The sequence below is a fragment of the Streptomyces sp. NPDC093546 genome (assembly GCF_044765045.1).
In the GTDB taxonomy this organism is placed as follows: Bacteria; Actinomycetota; Actinomycetes; order Streptomycetales; family Streptomycetaceae; genus Streptomyces.
Map to the genome: position 1 here is coordinate 24,201 of NZ_JBIWJG010000020.1, position 25,718 is coordinate 49,918.

The window sequence follows — 25,718 nt, forward strand, 5'->3', positions numbered from 1 at the left end:
TTGGCCATCGGCTGACGAAGGAGTCCGAAAGGTGCCGTCGATGCTGGATGCCGTCGTCGTGGGGGCGGGGCCCAACGGGCTGACCGCCGCCGCCGAGCTGGCCCGGCGCGGGTTCTCCGTGGCCGTGTTCGAGGCCCTCGACACCGTCGGCGGCGGTGCCAGGACCGAGGAGCTCACGCTGCCCGGCTTCCGGCACGACCCGTGCTCCGCCGTACACCCGCTGGGCGTCGGCTCACCGGCGTTCAAGGCCCTGCCGCTCGACCGGTACGGGCTGGAGTGGCTGCACCCCGAACTGCCCATGGCGCACCCCTTCGACGACGGGACGGCGGCCGTGCTGTCCCGTTCCGTCGCGGAGACCGCGGCCTCGTTCGGGCCGCGGGACGCGGGCACGTACCGGCGGCTCGTCGCGCCGTACCTCGGCAAGTGGGACACCCTCGCCCGCGACTTCATGTCCCTGCCGCTCACCGCGCTGCCGCGTGACCCCGTCACGCTGGCCCGGTTCGGCATCGACGGCCTGCCGCCGTCCACCTGGCTGATGCGCCGCTTCCGCGACGACCGGGCCCGCGCGCTGTTCGCCGGGCTCGTCGCCCATGTCATCGCCCCGCTGAACGGCCTCGCCACCGGCGCGATCGGTCTCGTCTTCGCGCTCGCCGCGCACGCGGGCGGCTGGCCGCTGCCGCGCGGCGGCTCGCAGTCCATCTCCGACGCCCTGTCCGCGTACGTACAGGACCTCGGCGGCACGGTCCACACCGGTTACGAGGTCAAGCGCCTCGACGACCTGCCCCCCGCCCGCGCGTACGTCTTCGACACCTCCCCGACCGCCCTGGCGCGCATCGCCGGCTTCGGCCGGTTCTACGACCACTACCGGTACGGCGCCTCCGTCTTCAAGATCGACTACGCCCTGGACGGCCCCGTCCCCTGGACCGCGGAAGCGCCGCGCCGCGCCGGCACCGTCCAAGTCGGCCCGAGCAGCCGCGAGATCGGCACCGCGCTCACCCAGGCCTCCAGCGGCACGGCACCCCGCACGCCGTTCCTCATCACCGCCCAGCCCAGCCTCGTCGACCCCTCCCGCGCACCCGAGGGCAAGCACGTCTTCTGGGCGTACGGCCATGTCCCGCACGCCTGGCGCGGCGACCTCACCGATGCCGTCGAGCGCCAGATCGAGCGCTTCGCCCCCGGCTTCCGCGACCTCGTCCTCGCCCGCGCCACCGCCGGCCCGCCCGAACTGGCCGCCCGCAACGCCAACTACGTCGGAGGCGACATCGCCTGCGGCGCCGCCAGCGGCCTCCAGCTCCTGCTGCGCCCGCGCCTCTCCCTCTTCCCGTACAACACGCCGCACCCCGCGGTGTTCCTCTGCTCGTCCGCGACCCCGCCCGGCCCGGGCGTCCACGGCATGTCGGGCCACAACGCCGCGAAGGCGGTCTGGCGCCACCTGCGCAAGGAGCGGCGGTGAGGATCACCCTGGTCCGCGGAGACCTCACGGAGCAGCACGCCGACGCCCTGGTCAACGCCGCCAACTCCTCCCTCCTCGGCGGCGGCGGCGTCGACGGGCGCCCACAGCCTTCGGCGTGGGAGGTGCCCCCAGCAAGGGCCGCCCGCAGATCCTGGCGGAGTGCCGCCGCCTCCGCGCCTCCCACTACGGCCGCGGCCTCCCCACCGGCCGTGCCGTCGCCACCACCGCCGGCCGTCTGCACGCCCGCCGGGTGATCCACACGGTGGGCCCGGTGTACTCGGCGGAGGAGGACCGCTCGTCTCTGCTGGCCTCCTGCTACCACGAGTCCCTCCGCGTCGCCGACGAACTGGGCGCGCGGACCGTCGCGTTCCCCGCCATCTCGACCGGCGTCTACCGCTGGCCCATGGACGACGCCGCCCGCATCGCCCTGGACGCGGCGCGGAGCGCGGAGACCGCCGTCGAAGAGGTCACGTTCGTCCTCTTCGACGAGCGGGCGTACGAGGCGTTCGCCGAGCAGCTGCGCAAGCCGGAGCACGGTGGGGGAGCGCCCGCAGCGTCGTGAGCGTCGAGCTGTAGGCGGCAGCCGTGGTGCGGTTGCCGTCCCACGCTCGTTGGTCTTCCCCCGCTGCCGACGCGTCATCAGAAACCTTGCCCGGCAGGCTTGTTGGGTTCACCTTGTGTTCCCACAGTCGTCATCCCGGGTCAACCCGCCATTTTGTCGAAGATGGCAGGGGGACACTCGACCAGCAAGATCATTTACCTTTCGACAGCACCTGTCTAGCGTCCTTCGTGTCACTGATCCGTGCAGCTCGGGAGGGCTCTACCAGGGCCCTCCGGAGCGCAGAGGAGGGAGTCAGGCATGACCTTGAACGCACAGGGCTTCACGATCATCGATACGCCCGAACTGGACGAGTTCACCCTTTCCCAGTTCGAGAACCTCCCGCTCGACCCGTACACGGGCTCCAAGCAGCGCTACCGCCGCTTCTCGCAGTTCCGGCTCGTCCACGACGGCGAGTGGAAGCTCGAACTCCTGCCGCACCGTCACTTCGCCCAGCCCCGCCAGTACAACGACCTGGTCGGCGGCCAGCTGCGCACCCTGGAGCCGCTGACGGTGGACCCCACGCCGCTGATCGCGGCCGGTGCCGAGGCTCTGGGGCTGGACAAGGACACCGACTGGCAGCTGAACGTGCACCAGTGCCGCGTCGTGTCCACCCCCGACGTGGAGGGCGTCGCGGCCCCCGAGGGCCCGCACCGCGACGGCCACCACTACGGCATCGTCGCCGTGACCCGGCGGCACAACATATCCGGCGGCGAAACGCAGTTGATGCCGCTCGGCGGCGGTGAGCCCTTCTTCACCACCACCCTCCAGGATGGTCAGGCGATCTGCTTCGACGACCGGCTGATGTTCCACCACGTCACCGACATCCAGCACCTCGGCGAGGAGGGCGGCCACCGCGACGTGTGGCTCGTCGCGGTCAACCCGTGGGAGCACCGGCGCTACGGCGAGGAGTACGAGGCCGAGGTCCTCGCGAGCAACAGTGAGGCGTGAGTCCCGTGCCCCACACCGTTCTCGACACGCCGCCCGCCACCGACGCGGGCACGGCCGCCGTTTATGACCGCATCGGCGTCGGCTACTCCGCCGTCCGCCGCCCCGACCCGCGCTGGGCCGCGCTGATCCGCGAGTCCCTGGGAGACGCGCGGACGGTCCTGAACCTGGGAGCCGGCTCAGGCGCGTACGAACCGGAGGGCCTCCGGCTGATCGCCGTCGAGCCCTCCCGGGAGATGCGCGCCCAGCGGGGCGCGGGCAGCGCCCCCTGCATCGCGGGCCGCGCCGAAAGCCTGCCCTTCGACGACGGGGCCTTCGACGCGGCCATGGCCGTCCTGACCGTCCACCACTGGTCGGACCTGGAGGCCGGGATCCGTGAACTCCTGCGCGTGGCAGGCCGGTTCGCCGTCGTCACCTACGACATGGACGTCCAGGCCGACTACTGGTTCACCCGGGACTACGTACCGGAGATCGCCGACGCCGAGCGCTCCCGGGTCCCGTCGCTGGAGCGACTCACCTCGCTGCTCGGACCCTGCGAGGTCACCGAACTGCCCATCTGGCACGACTTCACCGACGGTTTCATGACCGCCTTCTGGCGCCGGCCGGAGGCCTACCTCGAGCCGGCCGTCCGCCGTGCCTGCTCGGCGTTCGCGCTGACCGACCCGGCGGCCGTCGAACGTGGCGTGGAACGCCTGCGCGCCGACCTGGAGTCCGGCGCATGGCACCGCCGGTACGCCGACCTGCTGGAGCGGGACCGCATCGACGCCGGGTTCCGGCTGCTGACGGGGACGTCGCGGTACGCCACGGCCGGGGCGGAGGCCGCGTCGTGAGCCGTACCGCACGGACCGTACAGACCGCACAGGACACCCGGGCCGCCGCGGAGTGGGACTACGACCGTCTGGTCGACATCGCGGGCCGCCACGGCACCCCGGTGCACGTGCTGGACGCCGGGCGCCTCGACCGCGCGGCCCGCGAACTGCTCGCGGCGCTGGACTCGTTGAGCAGGCCCACGCGGGTCTACTACTCGGTGAAGACCAACTACCTGCCCTATCTGTGCCGGCGGCTCGCCGGCCACGGCATGGGTGCCGACGTCGTCTCCGGGTACGAGCTGGACGCCGCGCTGGCCGCCGGGTTCCGGCCCGAGGCCACCGTGTTCAACGGTCCGGTGAAGACCGAGGAGGAGCTGGCCGCCGCCGTGCGGCACGGTGTGCGGGTCAACATCGACGGCGAGCAGGAGATCGAGACGCTGGAGCGGCTGGCCGCGGCCGCCGGGCGGACGATCGAGGTCGGCATCCGGATCTCCCCGGGCCTGCCGCTGTCGACGTCGTCGGACCCGTCGTACCGGACGCTGGCCGAACGGGCCGCCCGCCGCAACCGCTTCGGCTGGCCGGCCGGCTCCGCGCAGCTCGCCGGTCTCGTCGAGCGCATCGCGGCCTGCCCGCACCTGTCGCTGACAGCCGTGCACGCCCACCTCAGCAGCCAGATCGTGCACCAGGACCTGATGGCGGCCGCGCTGGAGCCGATCCTGCGGGAAGCCGCGGCGCTGCACCGCACCTTCGGGCTGCGCGAGGTCAACATCGGCGGCGGCTTCGGCGTCCCGGGCATCCGCCGCCCCCGCACCGGCCCGCTTACGGCGCTGTGGGGGATGCAGGGCGGCACGCCGCTGCCGGACGAGGAGCCGGTGATGGACGTCGCCGGGCTGCTGACCGGCGTGGACAAGCGGCTGGGGGAGCTGGGGCTCGCCGACGTCGCCCTGGCATGTGAGCCGGGGCGCTGGCTGGTCTCCGACGCGATGGCGCTGGTCACCCGGGTGATGTCGCGCAAGGAACTCCCCGACGCCCGCTGGCTGATCCTGGACGGCGGCAACAACGTCGCTCCCTGGACGGGCAGTGGCGAGGTGCACCGCATGGTGCCGCTCGGCCGTTCCTACGCGCCGGCGTCCGCCGCGTGGTCGGTGGCCGGGCCGCTGTGCTACGAGAACGACATCCACGCCGCCTCCGTCGAACTGCCCGAGGACATGCGGGTCGGCGACCTGCTGTGTCTGCACGACACGGGCGCCTACTCGCTCGGCCGGAGCAACAACTTCATCCGGACCCGGGCCGCCGTCGTCGCGGTCGACGGGGACCGGGAGGAGCTGGTCTGGCGTGCCGAGACGGGAGCGGACGTGTTCCGGCTGGCCGACCCGGGCGCCCGACCGTCCGAGTCGCCGTGATGCTCAGGAGCTACGCCGAGCTGCTGAGGCTGCCCGGCGCGAGTGCGGCGGCGGTGCCCGCCGCGCTCGCGCGCCTGGCCGGCACCATGGTGCCGCTCGCCCTGCTGCTGGCCCTGGTCCAGTCGGACCGGCCGGTGGCGGTGGCGGGCGGTGCCGGGGCGGTGTACGCGCTGGGCAACGCCGTGGGCGGGCCGCTCATCGGCCGGCTGATGGACCGGCGTGGGCCGGCGTCCGTGCTGAGGATCACCGGGCCGGTGGCCGGTGGGCTGCTGGCCGCCGCCGCGCTCGGGGCGTCCCGCGCGCCCACCGGCGTCCTGTTCGCGGCCGCCTGCTGCGCGGGCCTGGCCACCGCCCCGGTGGGCGCGTCGGCGCGGGCGATGTGGCAGGACCTCACAGAGGACGAGGAACTGCGCAAGCGGGCCTACGCGTTCGAGTCGACCCTGAGTGAACTGCTGTTCGTGCTGGGGCCGTCGGCGGTCAGCGCGCTCGGCTGGCTTCTCGGGGCCCGCTCCGCGCTGCTGGCCACCGCCGTGCTGCTGGGAGCGGGAGCGGTGGGTTACGGGCAGGCGGGCATCGTGCGCCGCCGCGCGCCGATGCCGCGCCGCGCGCACGAGCCCGGCGGCGCGGCGGGCCGGGACACCCGGCGCGGCGCCGCCGCGCTGTCGGTGCTCGCCGCGATCGCCCTCACCGCCGCCCTGTCCAGCGCCCTCGCGGTGGCGGTCACGGTGGCGCTGCGCGCTCAGGGATCCGCCCCCGAACTGGCCGGTTCCCTCGTCGCCCTGCAGTCGGTGGGCAGTGTCGTGGGCGGTCTGCTCTACGGCGCCCGCAACCACGGCGGCAGCACCTTCCGCCGGTACGTACGGCTCCTGGTGATACTGACCCTCGCGCTGGCCGTACTGCCGTCGGCCGTCCTTGCCCACCGCGCGGGTCTGTCCGAGGCCTGGACGCTCGTCCTGCTGGGCGGGCTGCTGGCGCTCAGCGGGCTGCCCATGGCCCCCGCCGGCGCCGAGGAGTTCCAGCTGATCGGCGACATGACGGCGCGCCACCGGATGACGGAGGCGTTCGCCGGCGTGGGCAGTTTCATCGCCGTGGGCGGCGCGGTGGGCTCGGCGCTCACCGGTGCGATCGCCGACACCGCCGGCCCGGTCACGGCCCTCACCCTGCCCGCCGCGTGCACCTGCGCCGCTCTGCTGCTTACCCTGGCCGCCCGGCGGCCGATCGCCGCGGCCGTCGCCGCGGCCCGTGAAGAAGACCGCGTCCGCTCCGCGACGCCCGATCCCGAAAGCCACAGCCATGAGCACTGAACCCGGCGTCCTCGCCGTCGTCGAGAGCCAGTTGTCGAACTTCGGCCTGACCCCCTTGCGGGCCGCCCACGAACTGGGTTTCCACACCGTGCTGGTGAGCAACGACCCGGACCGCTACCGCGTGGTCAGCCTCGCCGAGGAGGTGTACGCCAAGCACCTCGACGAGGTCGTCACCACGGACACCAACTCCGTCGACGCGGTCGTCGAGGCGCTCACCCCCTTCCACGCCGCGGGCCGGCTGAGCGGCGTGATGACCGTCACCGACTACAACATCCCGATCGTCGCCGAGGTCGCCGCCCGCTTTGGTCTGCCCGGGCTGTCCCCCGAGGCCGCCCGCACCTGCCGCGACAAGCTGCTGATGCGCGACGCGTGCCGGGCGGCCGGTGTCGCGGTGCCGGGCTACCACCAGGCGACCGACGAGGCCGACGCGCTGGCCGCGGCGGACCGCTTCGGCTACCCGTGCGTGGTCAAGCCCATGACGGAGTCCGCGAGCATCGGGGTCACCCTGTGCCGCACGCCCGACGAAGTGGTGGCGGCCTACCGCGACCTGACCGCGAGCCCCACCGACTTCCGGGGCCAGCCGCGCCGCCCCGGCGTGCTGGTCGAGGAGTACCTGGTCGGCTTCGAGGTCAGCGTGGAGTCGGTCCTCGTGGACGGCGAGCGGCACATCCTCGGCGTCACCGACAAGGCACTCGGCTCCCACCCCCACTTCGTGGAGATGGGCGACACCTTCCCCTCCATGCTGTCCGAACCGGTCCGCCGGAGCTGCGCCGACCTGGCCCGGCGCGCCCTGGAAGCGGTCGGTCACGACTTCGGGGCCGCCCACGTCGAGGTGAAGGTGACCGCCGAGGGCCCGCGGATCGTGGAGGTCAACGGGCGGATGCCCGGAGCCGAGATCACCCAGCTGATACGTGAGGCGACGGGCGTCTACCTGCAGCGGGAAGTCGTCCGGCTGCACGCCGGGCAGACCGCCGACCTCACCCGCACGCGCGAGCGCGCCGCCGCCTCCCGCTACCTGGCCGCGCACCGCGCCGGCACCCTCGCCCGCGTCGACGGCGTGGACCTGGCGCGGCGCGTCCCCGGTGTGGTGGAGGTGGACCTGGAGGTCCACCCCGGGGAGCGGGTGCGCCCGGCGGAGAGCAACCTGGACCTGCTCGGCTACGTCGTCGCCGCGGGGGACACCACCGGTGACGCGGTACGCCGCGCCGAGTCCGCCCTCGGCCAGCTCACCCCCGTCTTCACGGCCGACGAGGACGCGCGGTGACAGCCGTCCCTGCCGACGGCACGGCCGCGGAGGACGTGGCCGTGCACCGGGACCTGACGGACGTCGACGCGGAGCGCTGGGACGCGCTGTTCGGGGCCCGGGGCTTCTACACGACGTCCCCGTGGCTGCGGCACGCCCAGGCGACCGCGGCCACCCCTCCGTACTACTTCACGGCCGTGGAGGACGGCGAGCCGGTGGCGGCGCTGCCCGCCTACCCGCTGGAGCCGGACACCCCGTACGTCTTCTGCAGCCCCGGACGGGTGGTCGCCTCGATCCACGAGCGGCTGACCGGGCAGGCCGCCGACTGGGCCGGCGCGCTCATGCCCGCGCTGGCCTGCGGCGGCCGCAACCCCTCCCACACCAAGGCCGGGGTGCGCGCCGGCCTGCCCCCCGAGCGGCAGCACGCGCTGGTCCGCCGGCTCGTCGCGACGGCGGAGGACGAGGCGTGGCGGGCCGGCCTGGCGGCGGTCTCGTTCCTGTACGTCGACGAGGACGACGCCCTGCTGCGCCAGGTGCTGGAATCCAGGGAGTACACCGTCCTGCCCGGGCAGACGGCGTACTCGCTGGAGGTGCCGGCCGACGGGGACTTCGGCTCATATCTCGCCCGGTTCCCGTCGCGGCACCGGGTGAAGATCCGCAAGGAGGTCCGCGTGCTGGCGGAGGCGGGCGTCACCTACCGGACCCAGCCGCTCACCGAGGAACTCATCGAGCGGATCGCCCCGCTCGAGACGGCCCTGTACGCCAAGCACGGCACGCCCGCGGACGCGGGGGCCTTCCTCGCGGTGCTGCGCAGCGTGGCCGCGCACGCCGGCGCGGCGGCCCGGGTCACCACCGCCCACCTCGACGGTGAAACGGTGGGTTTCGTCCTGACCTTCACCCACGGCGGGCAGATGTACGCCCGCCAAGGCGGCTTCGACTACACGGCGAAGGGCCGGCTGCCGCTGTACTTCGGCCTCGTCTATTACGAACTGCTGCGTCTGGCCATGGCCGAGGGTTTCACGCACATCCACTACTCCACCGGCTCGGACGCGGTGAAGCTGTCCCGGGGCTGCACCCCGGTACGCCAGTTCGCGTACGTCAAGGCGCGCCGGGAGGACCTCTCCCAACGGCTGGCAGGGCTCGCCGTGTGACGGTACGCCGGTTCGTGCGCCGCCGCGCATGCCCGCCGCGACAGCGGGTACGACACCCCCCGTACGGGGCGTGTTACGGAAGCGACCCAAGAGCAAGGGGGCGTCGGAAGTGATTCGAAAACTGCAGGCGGTCGCGCTGGACTGCGCCGACCCGGTACGGCTCGCCGCGTTCTACGCGGAGCTGCTCGGCGGCCGGGTGGTCGCGGACGAGGAGGACCACGACTGGGTCGAGGTGCACGGGTTCGAGGGGACACCGCTGGCCTGCCAGCGGGTGGACGGCTACCAACCGCCCGTATGGCCCGGCCAGGAGCGCCCGCAGCAGGTGCACCTGGACTTCGACGTGGACGACCTCGACGGCGAGGAGAAGCGGGCGCTCGCCCTCGGCGCGACCGTGCTGGAGCGGACGGACCAGGTCCGCCCGGGCGCCAACTGGCGGGTCTACGCCGACCCGGCCGGCCATCCGTTCTGCCTCTGCCTCCACTGAGCCCCTCGGACGAGTCCCCCCGGCCCGGTGCCCCGGCTCAGCGACCGCGACCACCTGTCGGCCCGCCGCCGTCCACCGGGCCCCGGACCCGCGCGGCGATCGTCCGCGCGCACTCCAGCGCCTCCGTGTGCGTGGTGTCCACCTCCAGGTCGTAGGTCACACCCTGGTGGACCACGTCCGCCTGGGACGCCGCCATCCCGATGGTCCGGTCGCCCCGCGCGACCTCCCGGCCCGCGGCCACCGTGGCGTCGCACCTCACCCCGACCCACACCACGCCCAGCCCGTCCAGCGCCTTCCGCCAGCGCTGCTGCGAGTACGCGCTCCCGAGGAAGACCTCGTCGACGATGACGCGGGCACCCGCGCGGGCCATCGCGGCGACGCCCTCGATCCATGCCGCTTCCAGCGTCCGGAACTCCGGGCCGACGATCACCTCTCCGTCCGGGCCGAACTCGATCCCACCGTCCGACGTCTGCAGGGACGCCGGCATGGCGTCGACGAGCGTGTCCGTCCCGAGGGCGAGCCACGGCTCCGGCAGGACCGCCTGCAGACACCGGACGATGCCGGACTTGCCCGAGCTGGAACCACCGTTGAGAACGATCACCTGAGTCATCACCGCGCCACCATAGACGCCCACCCCCTTGTCGGCGGCCGGCTTTTCCGGCCGCCCTGACATGCTGGGCGTCATGGCGACACTCGACGGACAGCCCGTGACCCCCGATGACCTGCTGCCGCTCGCGCTGACGAACTTCGGTCACTTCACGACCATGCGCGTCGACGCCGACCGCCGCACCCGAGGCCTGTCCCTGCACATGGAGCGCCTCGTACGCGACTGCGCGGCCGTGTTCGGCGCGGATCTGGACACCGGGCGCGTCCGCGCCCACGTCCAGCAGGCCCTGGACGGGCAGGACGGCCCGTGTGTCGTCCGCGTCACCGTGTACGACCCCACGGTCGACGTGGCACACCCGGAGGACGCCGACCACCCGCGCGTGCTCGTCAGCGTGCGCCCGGCCGGCACGGCGACCCCGCCGCCGCTGCGCGCGAAGAGCGTCCGGTACGCGCGCGACCTGCCCGAGGTCAAGCACACCGGCCTCTTCGGCACCCTGTACGCCCGCAGGGCGGCGCGCCGGCAGGGGTTCGACGACGCCCTGTTCTTCGGGGCCGACGGCCAGGTGTCCGAGGGCGGCACCTGGAACGTCGGCTTCCTCACCGACGACGGCGTCGTGTGGCCGAAGGCCCCCGCGCTGCCGGGCGTCACCATGGCCCTGCTCCGCCAGCACGTGGAACACCGGGTCGCCCCGGTCACCCTCGCGGAGGCGAAGGCCGCGCGGGCCGCCTTCGCCACCAACGCCTTCATCGGCGTACGCGCCCTGTCGGCCGTCGACGACGCCCCCCTGGCCGTCGAGCACCCGCTCCTGGACGTCCTGCGGGAGACGTACGCGTCCCTCGCCGGCGAGGAGTTGTAAGGGAGCCCCAAGGGCAGACGAGGGCGACGGAACGCGACTGCGTGCGTCACGGCGGGAGCGGCCCCCGCGGCGGTGCTCAGCGGTTGTCGTCCAGCTCCTGGTGCATCTGGGGCTGGTCGTCCTGGTCGTGGGTCACGGCGTAGTGCTCCATCTCCCGGAAGGCGCTCGACGCGACACCGAGGACGTCCTTGTACGGGTTGACACCGGTCACCTTCTCGGCGCCGCCGCCGAACAGGCCGCCGCCCACCTTGCTGACCAGGCCGTGGCCTGCGGCGGCCGGCTTGGCCGCGAGGTCCAGGACGCCCTTGGGGAGGCCGGCCATGTCGGCGTACTTGTCGGTGAGGGCGGTACGGACCATGGCGACGAAGGCGTCGTGGGAGGGGCCGGGCAGGAACTTCTTGTAGTACTTGACGGCCTGCGCCGTCATGAACTTGCCGTCCTCGGTCTCCTTCCACTCCTTGTCGCGCTCCTGCTTCCACAGGCGGTCCACCTCGTCGGCGTCCTTGGGCAGCAGCCACTTCTCCGGGGTACCGAGGTAGTGGTTGACGTAGTGCCAGGCGCACACGAAACCGTGGGCGTCGTCCTTGGAGACGTCGATGCCGAGGTTCCGCATGGCCTGGAGGACCTGCACGCTGAAGACGCAGGCCGCGCCGGTGGTGTACTTCTGCGAGACGGGCTCGCCGTGTGTGGCGTAGTCCCACTGTCCGCTCTTCTTGTGCAGCTGGCGCACGGAGGCGTGGACCAGGCGGACCTTGGTGACGTTCGCCGCGAGGCTGCCGTCCGTCATGGCGCCCTTCTTGTCCATGTCGATGAAAAGGCGCGAGGACTGCGACAGGCGGCGCCCCGGGCCTTCGACACCGCCCAGGCGCCCCGTGGAGCGCAGGGTGAACGCCCCGGTGGGGGAGAGGTAGGTGCCGATCAGGCCCACGGTGCCCTGGAGCATGGACACCTCGCCGCGGTGGCGGTCGAAGAACTTCTCCGCCGCCTTGACGTCCGCCGGGCTCCAGCCGGGCGGTTCGGCCTCGGCCTTCTCCAGGAACTCGGCCAGCCGCGGCGGCAGGTGCGAGCGGTCCTGGCCGTGCTTGAGCGTGCCGATCGTACGGAACAGGGCGTTGACCCCGTCGATCTCCTTCTTGTCGATCAGGTCGGACACGAGCGCGTCGGCCTCGGGGTCACCGGCTTTGCTGGCGGCCTCGAGCTCTTGCGCGACGTACTGAGCGGACAAGGGCACAGCGGTTCTCCTTCTCTCGGAAGTCGGCAAGCGGGATGCGCTCGTGATCTTGCCGAGGCCGGGATCTGCCTGCCATTACCCGGGGGAGTGACCAGGAGGTGCGCCCGGCGCACTGCGGGGCGCACTCCAGGGGCGCGCTCAGCCTCGCGGCGGCACCGTCCGCAGGTAGGCGGCGAGTGCCGCGATGGCGGCGGGGTTGCGGGGGCTTTCCACCAGGTCGGCGTAGTCGAGCGTGAAGATCCGCCGGTGCTTCACCGCGGACACCCCCGCCAGCGGCGGGTAGGACAGCAGGAACGCCTTCTTCTGCTCGGCGCTCGTGTCCCCGTAGTCGTTGACGACGATGACGTCGGGGTTCCGCTCGACGACGCTCTCCCAGCCGACCGCCGTCCAGGAGTCCTCCAGGTCCCCCATGATGTGGTCGCCGCCGGCCAGCGTGACGATGTCGTGCGGCGCGGCGAAGCGCCCCGAGGTGAAGGGCTTGTCCTGGCCGCTGTCGTAGAGGAACACCGTGGGCCGGTCGGCTCCCTGCGGGGCCTTGGCTCGTACGTCGGCGACCTGGGCGCGGAAGTCCGCGATCAGCCGCGCCGCCCGGTCCTCGACGCCGAAGAGCTTCCCGAGGTTGGCCAGGTCGGTGTAGAGCGCCTCCATCGGCGGCATGATCCCGCGGGCCTTGCCGCGGCCGTTGCGGCAGGACTCGGTGAGGACGTACGAGTCGATGCCGAGGTCGCGCAGGGTGTCCGGGGTGAGGCCCTTGTCCTCGCCGAAGCCGTAGTTCCAGCCCGCGAAGACCATGTCGGCGCGGGCGTCGAGGACGAGTTCCTTGGTGATCTCGTTGCGCGACAGCCACTTCGCCTTGTCGTAGCCGGACTTCCACGGGATACCGGACACGTCGCCCTTGTCGTCCGGCATCACGAAACCGGCCATGCGGTCCTCCAGGCCGAGCGCGAACATGAGCTCGGTGATGCCGACGTCGTTGGTGACCACCCGTTCGGGCCGCTTGGCGAAGGTCACCTTCCGCCCGCAGTTCTCCAGGGTGACGGCGGAGGACGGGCCGCCGTCCCCCGAGGCGGAGGACGACACCTCGGCTCCGCACCCCGAGAGGGTGAGGAGCAGGGCGAGGGCGGCGGCCATGGCGGCGGCCGGGCGGGAGTGCGTCACGGGCGGTGTTCCTGTTCCTGGTCGTGGAGCTGGTCGCGGAGCCGGTCGAAGAGGAGCTGTACGGCACCGGTCCGCGGATGCCGTACGCGGTGGGCGCTGACCCCGAACACCTCGGCCAGCAGCCGCGGGGTGAGAACGTCGTGCGGGGCGCCCGAGGCGACGATGCGGCCCCGGGCGATCACGTACAGCAGGTCGCAGTGGAGCGCCGCGAGGTTCAGGTCGTGCAGCGCGGCCAGCACCGTCGGGCCGGCTTCCCGTACCAGCGTGAGGACGTCCAACTGGTGCGCGATGTCGAGGTGGTTGGTCGGCTCGTCCAGCACGAGGACGCGCGGCTGCTGGGCGAGCGCCCGGGCGATGAGCACGCGCTGCCGCTCACCGCCGGAGAGGGAGAGGAAGCCGCGCTCCGCGAGGTGCGCGGCGCCGACCCGGGCGAGCGCGTCCGCGCAGACCGCGCGCGCGTCGGACGGTGTGCCGGGGCCGCGCCGCCGGTGCGGCAGCCTGCCCATCGCCACGACCTCCGCGACCGTGAAGTCGAACTCCGCCGACGACTCCTGCGGCAGCGCCGCCAGCCGCCGGGCACCTTCCCGCGCGCCCAGGGCGTGCAGGTCGTCACCCGCCAGCAGGACCCGCCCGGCCGCCGGGCGCAGCGCCCGGTACACGCAGCGCAACAGGGTCGACTTGCCGCTGCCGTTCGGCCCGACCAGGCCCACGACCTGGCCCTCGGCCGCGGTGAGCGTGATGTCGTGGACGAGCCGGGCGCCCGCGACCTCCACCGACAGGTCCTCGATGTCCAGACGCATCAGCGGCCTCCGAAGGCGTAGCCGCGACGGCCGCGCATCAGCAGCAGGAAGCACGGCACGCCCACCACCGCGGTGATCACGCCCAACGGCAGCTCGGCCGGGGCGAGCAGCACACGCGAGAGGACGTCCACCCAGACCAGCAGGACCGCGCCCGCCAGGGGCGCCACCGTCAGCACCCGCCGGTGGTCCGCGCCCACCACCATCCGTACGACATGGGGAACCATCAGGCCGACGAACCCGATGGCCCCGCTGACGGCCACCACGGCGCCGGTGACGGCGGCCGTGACGACGAACAGCTCCCGGCGCAGGCGCCCCGGGTGCACGCCCAGCGTGGCGGCCGTCTCGTCGCCCATGGCGAGCGCGTCGAGCCGCCGCGCCGACACGGCCAGGTACGCGGTGCCGCCGAGCACGGCGGCGGCCGCGAACGGCAGCGAGCCCCAGGTCGCGCCGCCGAGGCTGCCCAGCAGCCACATCATCACCGACCGGGCCGCCTCGCCGCGTTCCGCGTTGAAGACCATCAGGGTGGTGACCGCCGAGAAGCCGTAGCTCATCGCGGAGCCGGTCAGCACCAGCCGCAGCGGCGTCAGCCCGTGCGCGCTGCGCGCCGCCGCGTAGACGAGCACCATCGCGACGAGCGCGGAGGCGAACGCCGAGACGGACAGCGCCCACACGCCCAGCGCGGACAGCGCCCCGAGCAGGATGACGGCGTTGGCGCCGACCGCCGCACCCGAGGAGATGCCCAGGACGAACGGGTCGGCCAGCGCGTTGCGCACCATGGCCTGGACGGCGACGCCGGTCACCGCGAGCCCGGCCCCGACGACCGCCGCCAGCACGGTGCGCGGCAGCCGGATCTCCCACACGATGGTGTACGCGGAGACCTCGTCGGGCCGGATCGCGGAGCCGGTCAGCCCGGCGCGCAGGAAGTGCCCCACCTGCCCCCACGTCAGGCCGGACGCCCCCAGTCCCACCCCGCACACCAGGGAGAGCAGCAGGACCGCGCTGAGCGCGGCGCTCAGGGGCAGCAGCGGAATCCGGCGCGGGGGAGCGGGACCGGCCGCCTTCGCGGCCGTGGTGGCGGTCGTCACCGTGGTCAAGGGTGGTCCTCACGCGTCGGGCGCCGTGTCGTCACGCGTATGAGGAGTGGCCCGCACTCCGCCGGTGTGTGACGGGGTCCGCGCGCATCCCCCTCTCGCAGTCCACGGCGAGTGGTCGGGAATCCAAGCCGTCCCCCGGGTGATCGGGCTGGCGCGACCGCCACCGGGAACCGGGGCGCTCGCGCTTACCGTTGCGGGTCAGCGCCGGACTCTCACCGGACTTCCCCCACGGGACGCGTACCGCAGCGTAGCAAGACCGCCAGACCGCCAGACCGTCAGGCGTAGAAGCGGGAGAGGCTCTGCAGCACGGCGGCCGGCTTGGTGCCGCCGTCGATCTCGATCGTGCCGTCCACGGTGATCTGCACCCCGCCGGGCACGTCGGCGACGTCGGCGAGGCGGGCGGCGAGCCGGACGCGGGACCCGACGGTGACGGGAGCCGGGAAACGCACCTTGTTCAGACCGTAGTTGACCTTGGTGGTGACGCCGCGGACGTCCAGGAGGCCGGTGAACAGGGGGATGAAGAGGGAGAGCGTGAGGTAGCCGTGGGCGATCGGGGCGCCGAAGGGGCCCTCCTTGGCGCGCTCGGGGTCGACGTGGATCCACTGGTGGTCGCCGGTCGCGTCGGCGAAGGTGTCGACACGGTCCTGGGTGACGTCGAGCCAGTCGCTGGTGCCGAGGTCGCTGCCGGCCAGGGCCTTGAGTGCGTCCAGGCCGTCGACGGTGAGGGTCATCGCTGTGTGTCCTTCCGGGTTCCGTAGCGCGTACGGAGCAGGTGTTTGAGGAGCTTTCCCGAGGCGTTGCGGGGCAGTTCGGGGGCGACCACCACCGACTTCGGGATCTTGTACTTGGCCAGGGAGGGCGCCAGGAAGGCCCGCACCCCCTCGGGGTCGATGCGGGCGCCGTCCCGGGGGACGACCACCGCGAGGCCCACCTCGCCCCACCGGTCGTCGGGTACGCCGACGACGGCGCACTCGGCGATGTCGGGGTGCGCCAGCAGGGCGCTCTCGACCTCGGCGGGGTAGACGTTCTCGCCGCCGGAGATGTACATGTCCTTGATCCGGTCGGCGATGGTGACGTAGCCGTCGGCGTCCACGCGGGCGGCGTCGCCGCTGTGCAGCCAGCCTCCGGCGAAGGTGGCGGCGGTCTCCTCGGGCAGCCCCCAGTAGCCGGGGCTGACGTGGGGTCCGCGTACGACGACTTCCCCCACCTCGTCGGTGTCCACCTCGGTCAGGTCGGGCCGCACCACCCGTACGTCGCTGAAGAAGTGCGGGACGCCCGCCGATCCGGCCTTGGAGACGGCGTGTCCGGCGTCCAGGAACAGCACGCCGGGCGCGGCCTCGGTCATGCCGTAGCCCTGCTGGAAGACCAGCCCGCGCCGTTCGTACGCGCGGATGAGCGGGACGGGTACGGGTGCGCCGCCGCAGGTCAGCAGGCGCAGGGAGGACAGGTCGGCGGACTCCCAGCCGGGCTGCCGGCGCATGAGGTCGAACATCGTCGGCACGCCGAACATGAAGGTGACGCGGTGCCGGGCGAGGGTCTCCAGCGCCCGGGCCGGGTCGAAGCCGTCGGCGAGGACGCAGCTGCCGCCCTTGAGCAGCACCGGCAGGGTGAGCATGCTCAGTCCGGCCGCGTGGAACAACGGCGCGGCCACCAGGGCGCGTTCGTCGGCGCGCAGGTCCTGGTCGATCAGGACGTTGACGGCGTTCCAGGTGAGGTTGGCGTGGGTGAGCATGGCCCCCTTGGGCCGGCCCGTCGTGCCCGAGGTGTACATGATCAGGCACAGGTCGTCGGCGTCGACCGTCTCGTCGATGGGGGCGGCCGAGGACGCGGCGAGCCGGGACTCGTAGTCGGGGCCGACGGCCAGGAGGGTGTCGGGCCGGGCCATGGTCAGGCCGTCGACGACGTCCTGGTGGCCGGGCGCGTACACCAGGACGCGGGCGCCGCTGTCGCGCAGCTGGTAGTCGATCTCGGCGGCGGCCAGCCGGGTGTTGAGCGGGACGAAGACGCCGCCGAGGACGCCGGCCGCGAACAGCGTCTCCAGGAAGGTGTGGTGGTTGGGGCCGAGGTAGGCGACGCGGTCGCCGCGGCGCACGCCCCGCGCGCGCAGGACGTGGGCGAGGCGGGTGGTGCGCTCGTGCACCTGGGCGTAGGTGAAGGTGGTGTCGCCGGGCGTGCTCTGCGTCTGGACGAGCGCCGGGCGGTCGGGGGTCTTGCGGGCCCTCCGTGCGGGCCAGGACCCCACTCCCTCGTTGCGCATGGGCCGCTCCTTGGGTCGGGAAGGTCTCAGGTCAGGCCGAGCAGCCGGGCGGCGTTCTCCTTGAGGATCTTCGGTTTCACCGCGTCCTTGATCGGCAGCTTGTCGAAGTCGGTGAGCCACCGGTCGGGGGTGAGGACCGGATAGTCGGAGCCGAAGAGGACCTTGTCCTGGAGCAGGGAGTTGGCGTACCTGACCAGGGACTCCGGGAAGTACTTCGGCGACCAGCCGGACAGGTCGATGTGCACGCCGGGCTTGTGCGTGGCGACGGCCAGGGCCTCGTCCTGCCAGGGGAACGACGGGTGCGCGAGGATGATCCCGAGCTCCGGGAAGTCGGCGGCGACGTCGTCGACGTGCAGCGGGTTGGAGTACTTCAGCCGGATCCCGCCGCCGCCCGGGACCGAGGCGCCGATGCCGGTCTGGCCGGTGTGGAACAGCGCGATGGCGCCGGTCTCCTCGATGACCTCGTACAGCGGGTAGGCCATCCGGTCGTTCGGGAAGAACCCCTGGATGCTGGGGTGGAACTTGAACCCCCGTACGCCGTACTCCTCCACCAGCCGCCGGGCCTCGCGGACGCCCGCCCGGCCCTTGAAGGGGTCGACGCTCGCGAAGGGGATCAGCACGTCCGCGTGGGCCGCGCAGCTCTCGGCGATCTCCTCGTTGGAGATGCGGGGGTGTCCGGTGGCGTGTTCGGCGTCGACGGTGAAGACCACCGCGGCCATCTTCCGCTCCCGGTAGTGCGCGGCCATCTCGTCGATGGTGGGCTGCCGGTGGCCGTGGGCCTTGAAGTACGCCTCCGACGCCGCGAACAGCTCGGGGCTGAGCGCGCCGTGGCCGTCCTTGGAGACCTCGGCGTGGGTGTGGACGTCGATCGCGGTCAGGGAGTCGACGTCGATGCGGGCCGACTGCTGCGTCGCTGACATGACTTACGCCTCCGGGATCCGGGGTGCGGGGATGCCGACGCTCTGCGGCTCGCGTCCGACCGACGTGTCCCACACCGCGGCGATGGACTCCGGGGTCCAGCCGCCGTCCGCGTACGCCACCGCCGTCTCCCGCGGGTGCGACCACAGGGCGAGCCGGTCGCCGCCGATGCCGACGCACTGCCCCGTGACGCCGCGCGCGGCGTCGGAGGCGAGGAAGGGCACCAGCGCGGCGCAGTCGTCGGCGGTGCCGAACCCCTCGCCCTTGCGCAGGAAGCCGGGCAGCGGCCGGCCCTGCTTCAGGGCGTCGACGTACGGGGCGAAGGCGGGGATCGTTTCGGTCATCGCGGTGGCGGCGACGGGCACGATCGCGTTGACCGTGATCGCCGACCGGGCCAGCTCCATGGACCAGGTCCGCACCATCGCGGCGATACCGGCCTTGGCGGCCGCGTAGTTGGTCTGCCCGAAGTTGCCGCGCTGGCCGGCGGGGGAGCCGACCATGACGAGGCTGCCGCCCTCGCCCTGCTCCCGCATCCGTACCGCCGCGGCGCGCGCGCAGGTGAACGTGCCCCGCAGGTGCGTGGCGATGACGGTGTCGAAGTCGTCGTCCGTCATCTTCCACAGCACCCGGTCGCGCAGGATGCCCGCGTTGGTGACCATCACGTCCAGTCGGCCGAACTCCTCGACCGCCCGGGCCACCAGGCGCTCCGCCGCCTCCGTGGTGCCCACCGCCACGGCTTCGGCGACCGCGCGGCCGCCCAGCTGGTTGAGGGACTTCGCGGCGGTCTCGGCCGCGTCGGCGTCCACGTCGTTCACCACGACCGCGGCGCCCGCCCGGGCGAGCGCGGCGGCGTACGCGTACCCCAGGCCGCGCCCGCTGCCGGTGACCACGGCCACCTTCCCCGTCAGATCCACAGGCTTCAGGTCCACGGACATCGCCGGCCTCCATCTGTCGAACGGAAGCGCGCCGGGAGGCGCGCTGAAAAGAAGCTAAGAGCAATCATTGTCGTCGTCAATGGTTGTTGTGATGACTCGTCTATGGGATCGTGAGCGCGATCCGTGTCCCGAACGGCCCAAGGAGCCCCCGATCAGCGACGACATCACCGGCGCCCCCTGGATGCGCGCGCTGCACGCCGACACCGGCTACCTCCTCTACCGGCTCGGCCTGCGCTCCGGCAGCCTCTTCAACAGCGCCCTCGAACAGCACGGACTCCGCCTGCGCCACTACGCGCTGCTGCGCTACCTCGCCACCGTCGACGGCGCCCGCCAGCGCGAACTGAGCAGCCGGCTCGGCTACGACCCCAGCGCCATCGTCAGCCTCGTGGACGACCTCCAGCGCCTCGGGCTCACCGAGCGGCGCCCGGATCCGGGCGACCGCCGCAACCGGATCGTCGTCCTGACGGACGAGGGCCGGACGCTGCTGCGGGACAGCGACCGCGACGCGGCGCACGTCACCGAGCAGCTCCTCGCCCCCCTCGACGAGGAGCAGCGCCGCGCGCTCCACGCGCTGCTCCTGCGCGTCACCGAGGGTCAGTCGACGCTGTAGCAGCGGATGACGATGTGGCCGTCCTCCTCGCGGGCGAGACCCACGAAGACCGTCTCGGCGAGCCAGCGGTGCGCCGGGGCGTCGGTACGGAACACCGGGGCGGTACGGAAGTACGTGCCGGCCCGAGCGACCATCAGCTCGCCGTCGTACTGCTCCGGGCTCTTGGCGCCCTCGTGGTAGTAACCGCGGTTGACGATGTCGATGACGGCGCCGTCGTCGGCGCGGACGAGGTAGCGGGCCTCCAGCTGGAAGATCTCGCCCCGGGTGCTGGACCAGTCGCCGCCGCCGGGAAGGACGGTGCCGTTGAGGCGGGGGCCGGCGACGCTGCCGCCGGTGATGGGCGTGAACTCGGTGCGCTCACCGTCGCCGTGGCCGATGTGCAGGTGCTCGGCGATCTGCGCGCGGATCTCGAAGACGAAGGTCAGGGAAGGGGCGGACGTCATGAGGATGCTCCAGTGGGTTCGGTGCGACGGGTGGGCTTCCAGCCGGGCCGGGGCACGGCGTCGAGCAGATGACGGGTGTAGGGGTGTTGGGAGTCGGACAGGACGGCGGACGCCGGGCCCCGTTCGACGACGCGGCCCCGGCGCATCACCACGACGTCGTCGCAGACGTGCCGCACGATGCCGAGGTCGTGGGTGATGAACAGGTAGGCCACGCGCGTCCGTTCGCGGATGTCGCGCAGCAGCGTGAGGATCTGCGCCTGCACGGAGACGTCCAGCGCCGCGACCGCCTCGTCGAGGACGAGCACGCGCGGCCGCACCGCCAGCGCCCGGGCGAGGGCCACGCGCTGGCGCTGCCCGCCCGACAGCGCGCGGGGCAGTGACCCCGCCTGGCGCTCGTCGAGCCCGACCTCACGCAGCTGTTCGGCCACCTTCCGGTCGAGGGCGGAGCCGCGCAGCCCGGTGTGGAGCGCGAGGACCTCCCCGACGCAGTCGCGGACCCGCTGGTGGCGGTCGAGCGAGGCGTACGGGTCCTGGAACACCATCTGGATCTCCCGGGCGAAGCGCCTGCGCTCGGCCGTCCGCGCCCGGGGGCCGGGCCGGCCGCGGCCGCCCAGCCGGATGGTCCCGGCGGTCGGCGTCTCCAGCCCGGCGATCATGCGGGCGGTCGTCGTCTTGCCCGACCCGGACTCGCCGACGACGGCCAGGGCGCCGCCGGGCGGGACGGTCAGGCCGACCTCGTCGACGGCGACGAAGTCCCCGTACAGCTTGCGCAGTCCGCAGGCCTCCAGGGCGGGCGGCTCAGTGGTCGCGTCGGACACGGTCGGTGCTCCTGTCGCCCGCGCGCGGCACGGCGTGCGGCTGGATCGGGAAGGTGACCGGGAAGTGGCAGGCGGCGCCGCCCCCGTCCGGAGCGGCTCCGCCGACGGGCCGCAGCGCCGGGCGCTCGGTCCGGCACACCTCCCGTACGCCGGGGCAGCGCGGCGCGAAGGCGCACCCCGGCCCGGCCTCGAACGCCGACAGCGGCCGGCCCGCGATGGCCCGCAGCGGCCGGGCGTCCGCGCCCGGTGCGGGGCGGGAGGCCAGCAGCGCCCGCGTGTAGGGGTGGTTCGCCCGCGTGTGCAGGCGCTCGGCGGGCAGCTCCTCCACCACCGTGCCCGCGTACATCACGGCGATGCGGTCGCAGACGGCGGCGGCGAGGGCCAGGTCGTGGGTGATGAACAGCATCGCGAGGCCCCGCTCGGCGCGGGCCTCCTCGATGATCGCCATGACCTCCGCCTGCGTGGTCACGTCCAGCGCCGTCGTCGGTTCGTCGGCGAGCAGCAGCCGCGGCTCGCCCGCCAGCGCGGCGGCGATCATCACCCGCTGGAGCAGGCCGCCGGACAGCTCCGACGGGCGCTGCCGCAGCCGGCGCGGCGCGTCGGCGATGCCCACCGCGCGCAGCAGCTCTGTGACGGTCGCCTCGGCGGTCCGGGGACGTACGCCCCGCGTGGTGACCAGCCCCTCGGTGAGGAAGTCGCCGATCGTCCGCACGGGGTTGATGTGGGCGCGCGGGTCCTGGAACACCATGGCGACGTCCCGGCTGCGCAGCGCGCGCAGCGCCGCCGGGCCCATGGCCGGGACGGACGCGCCGTCGAAGCGGATGTCCCCACTCGTCCGGGCGCCCGGCGGCAGCAGGCGCAGCACGGCACGCGCGGTCAGCGACTTGCCCGAACCGGACTCGCCGACCAGACCCACGGCGGTCCCGGCGGGCACGGTGAGGTCGACCCGGTGGATCACCGTGCCGCGGCGGCCGCCCTTGACGGGCAGGGTGACGTGCAGCCCGTCCACTTCGAGGAGGGCGGGGGACTCGGTCATCGGTCGTCTCCCAGGAGGCGTTGGGACAGGCCGCTGCCGAGCAGGTTGCAGGCGATGACGAACACCACGATCACCAGCCCGGCGTAGAGCGACTGCTCGGCCCGCCCGGCGAGGATCCCGGTGGAGCCGTTCGCGACCATCAGCCCCCACTCGGCGGCCGGGGGCTGGGTGCCGAGACCGATGAAGGAGAACGCGGCCACATCGAGCAGCGCGTACCCGAAGGCGGTCGTCAGCTGGACCAGGACCAGCGGCAGCAGATTGGGCACCAGGTGGCGCAGGCAGATCCGCCACCCGGACATGCCGAGCATCCGCAGGGCGGACACGTACGGCATCCGGCACTCGCGCAGCGCCGCGGCGCGCACGGTGCGGGCGATGTAGGGCAGGTACGCGAGGGAGAGCGTCATCACCGCCACGCCGAGGCCCGCGCCGAAGGCGGCGGCCGCGACGACGGCGAGGACCAGCCCCGGGAAGCCGAAGACCAGGTCCAGCAGGCCGGAGACCAGCCGGTCGTACCAGCCGCCGAGCCAGGCGGCGGACACCGCCAGGGCGGTGCCGGCCGTTCCGGCCGCCAGTGTGACCACGGCGGGCGCCAGCAGGCTGGGCCGGGCCCCGTACAGCAGCCGCGAGAGGATGTCGCGCCCGGTGTCGTCGGTGCCGAGCCAGTGCGCGGCCGAGCCGCCCTGGTACACGGCGAACGGGTCCACGGCGTCGGGGTCGTACGGCGCGAGGAGCGGCGCGCACACGGCGGCGAGGACGACCAGGACGACGACCGACCCGGCGGCGATCAGGACGCCCCGGCCCCGGGCCAGGGCACGGACCCGGCCGAACCGTCCCTCGCCCCCGGTGAGCGCGGCGAGTTGGTACGTGCTCATGCGTCGCCTCCCAGCGGAACGCGGTGGTCGAGGGCGGCGGTGACCACGTCCACGAGGGTGTTGACCGCGACGAAGACGACCACGGCGATCAGGGCCAGTGCCTGCACGACCGCGAAGTCCTGCTTGGCGGCGCTCTGGATGAGCAGGGCGCCGATGCCGTTGACGCCGAAGGCCTGCTCGACGATCGCGCAGCCGGCGATCAGGCCCGCGACCGCCACACCCGACACCGAGAAGATCGGCCCGGAGGCGTTGCGCAGGACGTGCTTGCGCACGACGACGCGTTCGGGAACGCCCCGGCTGCGCGCGGTCTGGACGTGTTCCGCGCCCAGTTCGGCGCGGACGGCGGAGCGCGTCACCTGGGCGACGTACGCCAGCCAGGACGCGGCGAGCGCCAGCGCGGGCAGGGTGAGGTGCTCGATCCGCCCGCCGAAGCCCTCTCCCGCGCCGTACGCCGGGAACCAGCCCGTCCGCACCGAGAGCCACCAGATCAGCAGGACGGACATCACGAACGTGGGCACCGCCATGAGGGAGGTGGTCACCACGGTCACGAGCGTGCCGGCCCAGCCGCCGCGCAGGGCGGCGAGCGTGCCCAGCAGCACGCCCGGCACGATGATCAGGACGGCGGCGTACGCCACCAGGAACAGGGTATTGCCGATGCGGTCGGCGATCAGGTGGGTGACGGAGTCCTTGTACGTCAGGGACTGGCCCGCGTCGCCCTGGAGCATGCCGCTCAGCCAGCGCCAGTAGCTCTCCAGGAAGGGGTCGTCGAGGTGGTACTGGCGGTGGATCTCGGCCAGCAGCTCGGGGCTGGGCGGCTTGCCCCCGCCGATCAGCAGGGTGGCGGGGTCACCGGGGGAGAGGAACAGGGCGCCGTGGAGGGCGAGTCCGGCGACGAGCGCGGTCACCGCCAGCATCGCCGCACGGCGGACGACGAACCGCCAGATCATGAGCCGCCCTCGCCGGTGCCGCCGAGGTGGGCCGCCCACGGCATGTTGATGTAGGCGAACGACGCGGGGGCGCCGCTGAGGCGCTTGTTGAGGAACATCCGCTCGTGGGGCCAGGCGAGGGGCACCAGGGGCAGGTCCTCGGCGTACAGCGCCTGCGCCCGGGTGAAGAGCGCGGCCGACCGGGCGGGGTCCAGCGTCGCCCTGGCCTGCCGCAGCAGCGCGGTCACCTCGGCGTTGCGGTACTTCGTCCAGTTCAGCGGGGATTCGGGCGCCGTCAGCATCTCCGCGTACGACAGGGGGTCCGGTACCTCGACGTAGCCCAGCACCATGGTGGCGTCCAGGCCCTCACGGGCGGACGGGTCGTAGAACAGGCCGGACATCTGCGTCGGCTGGAGCTGCCTGATGACGACCTCCAGACCGATCCGCCTGGCCGCGGCCTGGAGGAAGGTGAGGGTCTGGAGGGACTGCTGGTCGCCCGCGCCCATGGCGACGGTGAGGGTGCGCTGCCGGGGAGCGGCCTGTTCGACCAGCTTCCTGGCCCTGTCCTCGTCGACGGCGGGCAGCGCGGGCAGCGCGTCATGGGCCGTGGCGTAGACGGCCGCGGCCTCGCTGTTCTTCCACACCAGGGACGGGATGAAGGTCTTCGGCTTCTGAGCGGCGCCGTCGTAGACGTTCTTGATCAGGGCGTCGCGGTCGAGGATCAGGGACAGCGCGTCGGCGATGCGGCGGTCGGCGAGCGGGGAGGCCGTGCTCGTGGGGTAGAGGAAGACGGTCTGGGCCGAGGGGCCGTAGTAGACGGTGCCGGCACGGGAGGAGCGCAGCGCCCTGGTGACGGTGGAGGGGATCTCGTAACTGCCGTCGATCTGGCCGGAGAGGAGGGCGCTGGTGAGGGTGGAGCTGTCGGTGATGAACCTGAAGGTCAGCTTCTCGGCCTTCGGCCGCAGCGCCGCGTCCCAGTAGCCGCCGTTGCGCACCGCAGTGATGGACTCGCCGGACTTCCAGCTCGAGAGCCGGAAGGGGCCGGTGCACATCAGGCCGCCCTTGGCGGTGCCGTAGGAGGAGCCGACCTTCTTCAGGTAGGCGGCCTCGCTGACCGCTCCGAAGCCGTTGACCAGGTACTTCAGGAACAGCTGGTCCGGCGCCTTGAAACGGACGGTCACCTGGTGGGCGCCGGTGGCCGTGACGGAGGTGACGCCGGCCATCACCGCGACGTTGACGCTCTGCGTGGCGGGGTCGCGCTGCCGCAGCAGGCTGGCGACCACGTCCCGCGCGGTCATGGGCTCGCCGTTCCAGAACCGCACGCCCTCGCGGAGGTCGAGGACGAGGGTCTTCGGGTCCGGGCGGTGCCAGGAGGTCGCGAGGCCCGGCGCGATGGAGTAGTCGGCCTTCAGCCTCAGCAGGGGGTCGCAGAGGTTGGACACCACGGTGCTGGGCGAGTAGTCGCCGACCTTGGCCGGGTCGAGCGTGGTGGGCTCGCCCATCGGGAGGTTCCAGGTGACCTGGTCGAGGGCGCCGGTGGCGGCGGGCGTGGTGGTGGTCAGCTTCGGGGCGCTCGTCGACGGGTCGGAGGGGCCGCCGGCGCCGGACGTGCAGGCGGAGAGGGTCACCAGCGCGGACAGGGCGGCGGCGAGGGTGCGGGCGGTTCCGGGGGCGGTGCCGGGGGTGGTTCTGGGAGCGTGCATGAGGTGCTCCTGATCGGGGACTGCGTGGCTCTGACGGTCCTTCAGGGAATCCTTCTGTGGG

Annotated in this window: 25 protein-coding genes, 2 pseudogenes and 1 riboswitch; of the genes and pseudogenes, 11 read left to right on the plus strand and 16 right to left on the minus strand. The window is 73.0% G+C overall.

What is annotated here, in order from left to right:
* Positions 1-31 precede the first annotated feature (31 nt).
* The 9 genes and pseudogenes from ACIRNI_RS29890 to ACIRNI_RS29930 all read left to right on the plus strand — a co-directional run bounded on the left by ACIRNI_RS29890 (position 32) and on the right by ACIRNI_RS29930 (position 9,393).
* On the plus strand, positions 32-1,453 hold the full coding sequence (locus ACIRNI_RS29890; protein WP_403556194.1) for a phytoene desaturase family protein: 1,422 nt from the start codon (positions 32-34) through the stop codon (positions 1,451-1,453).
* Positions 1,450-2,015, plus strand: a pseudogene (locus ACIRNI_RS29895) (O-acetyl-ADP-ribose deacetylase). Before ACIRNI_RS29890 ends, ACIRNI_RS29895 begins: the two are co-directional and overlap by 4 nt.
* Before the next feature lie 297 nt (positions 2,016-2,312).
* On the plus strand, positions 2,313-3,002 hold the full coding sequence (locus ACIRNI_RS29900) for a 2OG-Fe dioxygenase family protein (RefSeq protein ID WP_403556196.1): 690 nt from the start codon (positions 2,313-2,315) through the stop codon (positions 3,000-3,002).
* A 5-nt stretch (positions 3,003-3,007) separates the two neighbouring features.
* The gene (locus ACIRNI_RS29905) at positions 3,008-3,829 is read left to right on the plus strand and encodes a class I SAM-dependent methyltransferase (protein WP_403556198.1); all 822 of its coding nucleotides are present in this window, start codon (positions 3,008-3,010) and stop codon (positions 3,827-3,829) included.
* Positions 3,826-5,211 carry a diaminopimelate decarboxylase family protein gene (locus ACIRNI_RS29910; protein ID WP_403556200.1) on the plus strand — a complete coding sequence of 462 codons (1,386 nt, stop codon included), beginning with the start codon at positions 3,826-3,828 and terminating at the stop codon, positions 5,209-5,211. The genes ACIRNI_RS29905 and ACIRNI_RS29910 overlap by 4 nt, the downstream gene beginning before the upstream one ends.
* Positions 5,211-6,515 (plus strand): MFS transporter, encoded by a 1,305-nt coding sequence (locus ACIRNI_RS29915; protein ID WP_403556202.1) that lies wholly within the window; start codon positions 5,211-5,213, stop codon positions 6,513-6,515. Before ACIRNI_RS29910 ends, ACIRNI_RS29915 begins: the two co-directional genes overlap by 1 nt.
* Positions 6,505-7,779, plus strand: a complete 1,275-nt coding sequence (locus ACIRNI_RS29920; RefSeq protein WP_403556204.1) for an ATP-grasp domain-containing protein — start codon at positions 6,505-6,507, stop codon at positions 7,777-7,779. Before ACIRNI_RS29915 ends, ACIRNI_RS29920 begins: the two co-directional genes overlap by 11 nt.
* Positions 7,776-8,909 (plus strand): GNAT family N-acetyltransferase, encoded by a 1,134-nt coding sequence (locus tag ACIRNI_RS29925; protein WP_403556206.1) that lies wholly within the window; start codon positions 7,776-7,778, stop codon positions 8,907-8,909. The genes ACIRNI_RS29920 and ACIRNI_RS29925 overlap by 4 nt, the downstream gene beginning before the upstream one ends.
* Positions 8,910-9,018: 109 nt before the next feature.
* Entirely contained in the window at positions 9,019-9,393 is a 375-nt protein-coding gene (locus ACIRNI_RS29930; protein WP_403556208.1) for a VOC family protein, read from the plus strand.
* Between the two features lie 37 nt (positions 9,394-9,430).
* Here ACIRNI_RS29930 and cpt read toward each other — a convergent pair whose 3' ends face one another.
* Positions 9,431-10,003, minus strand: coding sequence for a chloramphenicol phosphotransferase CPT (cpt, locus tag ACIRNI_RS29935; RefSeq protein WP_403556210.1), 573 nt, complete (start codon positions 10,001-10,003; stop codon positions 9,431-9,433).
* A 73-nt stretch (positions 10,004-10,076) separates the two neighbouring features.
* On the opposite strand from cpt, the gene ACIRNI_RS29940 reads away from it, so the two are divergent.
* Positions 10,077-10,856, plus strand: a complete 780-nt coding sequence (locus ACIRNI_RS29940) for an aminotransferase class IV (RefSeq protein ID WP_403556212.1) — start codon at positions 10,077-10,079, stop codon at positions 10,854-10,856.
* Between the two features lie 76 nt (positions 10,857-10,932).
* Here ACIRNI_RS29940 and ACIRNI_RS29945 read toward each other — a convergent pair whose 3' ends face one another.
* The 8 genes from ACIRNI_RS29945 to ACIRNI_RS29980 form a co-directional block, all read right to left on the minus strand.
* A complete protein-coding gene (locus ACIRNI_RS29945; RefSeq protein ID WP_403556214.1) occupies positions 10,933-12,087 on the minus strand; it encodes an oxygenase MpaB family protein in 1,155 nt (384 codons plus the stop codon).
* Positions 12,088-12,225: 138 nt separating this feature from the next.
* On the minus strand, positions 12,226-13,218 hold the full coding sequence (locus ACIRNI_RS29950; RefSeq protein WP_403556331.1) for an ABC transporter substrate-binding protein: 993 nt from the start codon (positions 13,216-13,218) through the stop codon (positions 12,226-12,228).
* Positions 13,219-13,241: 23 nt separating this feature from the next.
* Positions 13,242-14,045 carry an ABC transporter ATP-binding protein gene (locus ACIRNI_RS29955; protein WP_403556216.1) on the minus strand — a complete coding sequence of 268 codons (804 nt, stop codon included), beginning with the start codon at positions 14,043-14,045 and terminating at the stop codon, positions 13,242-13,244.
* Entirely contained in the window at positions 14,045-15,130 is a 1,086-nt protein-coding gene (locus ACIRNI_RS29960) for a FecCD family ABC transporter permease (RefSeq protein ID WP_403556333.1), read from the minus strand. The genes ACIRNI_RS29955 and ACIRNI_RS29960 overlap by 1 nt, the downstream gene beginning before the upstream one ends.
* Positions 15,131-15,276: 146 nt before the next feature.
* A riboswitch (cobalamin riboswitch) is annotated at positions 15,277-15,366 on the minus strand.
* Between the two features lie 48 nt (positions 15,367-15,414).
* On the minus strand, positions 15,415-15,870 hold the full coding sequence (locus tag ACIRNI_RS29965; protein ID WP_403556218.1) for a MaoC family dehydratase: 456 nt from the start codon (positions 15,868-15,870) through the stop codon (positions 15,415-15,417).
* Entirely contained in the window at positions 15,867-17,396 is a 1,530-nt protein-coding gene (locus ACIRNI_RS29970) for a long-chain fatty acid--CoA ligase (RefSeq protein WP_403556220.1), read from the minus strand. Before ACIRNI_RS29970 ends, ACIRNI_RS29965 begins: the two co-directional genes overlap by 4 nt.
* Before the next feature lie 26 nt (positions 17,397-17,422).
* Positions 17,423-18,316 carry an amidohydrolase family protein gene (locus ACIRNI_RS29975; protein ID WP_403556222.1) on the minus strand — a complete coding sequence of 298 codons (894 nt, stop codon included), beginning with the start codon at positions 18,314-18,316 and terminating at the stop codon, positions 17,423-17,425.
* Between the two features lie 3 nt (positions 18,317-18,319).
* A complete protein-coding gene (locus ACIRNI_RS29980) occupies positions 18,320-19,249 on the minus strand; it encodes an SDR family NAD(P)-dependent oxidoreductase (protein WP_403556224.1) in 930 nt (309 codons plus the stop codon).
* Between the two features lie 181 nt (positions 19,250-19,430).
* Here ACIRNI_RS29980 and ACIRNI_RS29985 point away from each other — a divergent pair, with 181 nt between their 5' ends.
* Complete coding sequence (locus ACIRNI_RS29985) at positions 19,431-19,859, plus strand: MarR family transcriptional regulator (protein ID WP_355353478.1); 429 nt, start codon at positions 19,431-19,433, stop codon at positions 19,857-19,859.
* Here the strand turns inward: ACIRNI_RS29985 and ACIRNI_RS29990 are convergent.
* The 7 genes and pseudogenes from ACIRNI_RS29990 to ACIRNI_RS30020 all read right to left on the minus strand — a co-directional run bounded on the left by ACIRNI_RS29990 (position 19,844) and on the right by ACIRNI_RS30020 (position 25,657).
* Entirely contained in the window at positions 19,844-20,302 is a 459-nt protein-coding gene (locus ACIRNI_RS29990; protein WP_403556227.1) for a DUF3237 domain-containing protein, read from the minus strand. The genes ACIRNI_RS29985 and ACIRNI_RS29990 overlap by 16 nt on opposite strands.
* Positions 20,299-20,448 (minus strand): hypothetical protein, encoded by a 150-nt coding sequence (locus ACIRNI_RS29995; protein ID WP_403556335.1) that lies wholly within the window; start codon positions 20,446-20,448, stop codon positions 20,299-20,301. Before ACIRNI_RS29995 ends, ACIRNI_RS29990 begins: the two co-directional genes overlap by 4 nt.
* 195 nt (positions 20,449-20,643) lie before the next feature.
* A pseudogene (locus tag ACIRNI_RS30000) lies at positions 20,644-21,015 on the minus strand (ATP-binding cassette domain-containing protein); the annotation flags it as partial.
* A gap of 85 nt (positions 21,016-21,100) precedes the next feature.
* Positions 21,101-22,156, minus strand: coding sequence for an ABC transporter ATP-binding protein (locus tag ACIRNI_RS30005; RefSeq protein ID WP_403556229.1), 1,056 nt, complete (start codon positions 22,154-22,156; stop codon positions 21,101-21,103).
* A complete protein-coding gene (locus tag ACIRNI_RS30010; RefSeq protein WP_403556231.1) occupies positions 22,153-23,028 on the minus strand; it encodes an ABC transporter permease in 876 nt (291 codons plus the stop codon). Before ACIRNI_RS30010 ends, ACIRNI_RS30005 begins: the two co-directional genes overlap by 4 nt.
* Positions 23,025-23,975, minus strand: a complete 951-nt coding sequence (locus tag ACIRNI_RS30015; RefSeq protein ID WP_403556233.1) for an ABC transporter permease — start codon at positions 23,973-23,975, stop codon at positions 23,025-23,027. The genes ACIRNI_RS30010 and ACIRNI_RS30015 overlap by 4 nt, the downstream gene beginning before the upstream one ends.
* On the minus strand, positions 23,972-25,657 hold the full coding sequence (locus ACIRNI_RS30020; RefSeq protein WP_403556235.1) for an ABC transporter substrate-binding protein: 1,686 nt from the start codon (positions 25,655-25,657) through the stop codon (positions 23,972-23,974). Before ACIRNI_RS30020 ends, ACIRNI_RS30015 begins: the two co-directional genes overlap by 4 nt.
* Between the last annotated feature and the right edge of the window lie 61 nt (positions 25,658-25,718).

Coding starts and splice junctions, on each gene's coding strand:
- ACIRNI_RS29970 (WP_403556220.1), bottom strand. CDS start 17,396: ATGCGCAACGAGGGAGTGGGGTCCTGGCCCGCACGGAGGGCCCGCAAG.
- ACIRNI_RS29940 (WP_403556212.1), top strand. CDS start 10,077: ATGGCGACACTCGACGGACAGCCCGTGACCCCCGATGACCTGCTGCCG.
- ACIRNI_RS29990 (WP_403556227.1), bottom strand. CDS start 20,302: ATGACGTCCGCCCCTTCCCTGACCTTCGTCTTCGAGATCCGCGCGCAG.
- ACIRNI_RS29915 (WP_403556202.1), top strand. CDS start 5,211: ATGCTCAGGAGCTACGCCGAGCTGCTGAGGCTGCCCGGCGCGAGTGCG.
- ACIRNI_RS29975 (WP_403556222.1), bottom strand. CDS start 18,316: ATGTCAGCGACGCAGCAGTCGGCCCGCATCGACGTCGACTCCCTGACC.
- ACIRNI_RS30010 (WP_403556231.1), bottom strand. CDS start 23,028: ATGAGCACGTACCAACTCGCCGCGCTCACCGGGGGCGAGGGACGGTTC.
- ACIRNI_RS29955 (WP_403556216.1), bottom strand. CDS start 14,045: ATGCGTCTGGACATCGAGGACCTGTCGGTGGAGGTCGCGGGCGCCCGG.
- ACIRNI_RS29995 (WP_403556335.1), bottom strand. CDS start 20,448: ATGCGCCGGGGCCGCGTCGTCGAACGGGGCCCGGCGTCCGCCGTCCTG.
- ACIRNI_RS29985 (WP_355353478.1), top strand. CDS start 19,431: ATGCGCGCGCTGCACGCCGACACCGGCTACCTCCTCTACCGGCTCGGC.
- ACIRNI_RS30005 (WP_403556229.1), bottom strand. CDS start 22,156: ATGACCGAGTCCCCCGCCCTCCTCGAAGTGGACGGGCTGCACGTCACC.
- ACIRNI_RS30015 (WP_403556233.1), bottom strand. CDS start 23,975: ATGATCTGGCGGTTCGTCGTCCGCCGTGCGGCGATGCTGGCGGTGACC.
- ACIRNI_RS29950 (WP_403556331.1), bottom strand. CDS start 13,218: ATGGCCGCCGCCCTCGCCCTGCTCCTCACCCTCTCGGGGTGCGGAGCC.
- cpt (WP_403556210.1), bottom strand. CDS start 10,003: ATGACTCAGGTGATCGTTCTCAACGGTGGTTCCAGCTCGGGCAAGTCC.
- ACIRNI_RS29920 (WP_403556204.1), top strand. CDS start 6,505: ATGAGCACTGAACCCGGCGTCCTCGCCGTCGTCGAGAGCCAGTTGTCG.
- ACIRNI_RS29980 (WP_403556224.1), bottom strand. CDS start 19,249: ATGTCCGTGGACCTGAAGCCTGTGGATCTGACGGGGAAGGTGGCCGTG.
- ACIRNI_RS30020 (WP_403556235.1), bottom strand. CDS start 25,657: ATGCACGCTCCCAGAACCACCCCCGGCACCGCCCCCGGAACCGCCCGC.
- ACIRNI_RS29965 (WP_403556218.1), bottom strand. CDS start 15,870: ATGACCCTCACCGTCGACGGCCTGGACGCACTCAAGGCCCTGGCCGGC.
- ACIRNI_RS29900 (WP_403556196.1), top strand. CDS start 2,313: ATGACCTTGAACGCACAGGGCTTCACGATCATCGATACGCCCGAACTG.